This window comes from Vibrio sp. 10N.222.52.B7, assembly GCF_041474275.1.
Taxonomy (GTDB): Bacteria; Pseudomonadota; Gammaproteobacteria; order Enterobacterales; family Vibrionaceae; genus Vibrio; species Vibrio crassostreae_C.
On the sequence record NZ_JBFRTU010000372.1, the window covers coordinates 1 to 350 of the forward strand.

Consider the following 350-nt stretch of genomic DNA (forward strand, 5'->3'; position numbering starts at 1 on the left):
CGCTTAAGCCGTTCCAATCTATCTCTAAAGTATTCGATGAAATAGAGACTGTATTGCTGGTAGTGGTGTTAGAGCTAACGCTGCTATTACTGGTGAGCATTATTTGGCTCGCTTGTGCATTGGATGAAAACAGACAAGCTGTTGTTAAAGCTACAATGGCACAAGTAGAAAGACTGAGAGGGTGACGTACGCTGAGCATATCTAGATTCCGTAAAGGGTAAGTACGGTCATTACACCCAAGTAGCGTTAGTGCTTTGTCACCTATATGTCTCTATTTTCTGCATTACCTAGTTCTAATATTCTTCTGAAAGCATTCCATTAGAAAGGCACCGCGACACGCTGCACATATT

1 protein-coding gene is annotated in these 350 nt (G+C 42.0%); it reads right to left on the reverse strand.

From position 1 onward, the window contains the following. Nucleotides 1-199, reverse strand: a 199-nt coding sequence (locus AB4512_RS23265) for a hypothetical protein (protein ID WP_372175889.1), incomplete at its 3' end; no start/stop codon positions are given. Nucleotides 200-350: the final 151 nt, after the last annotated feature.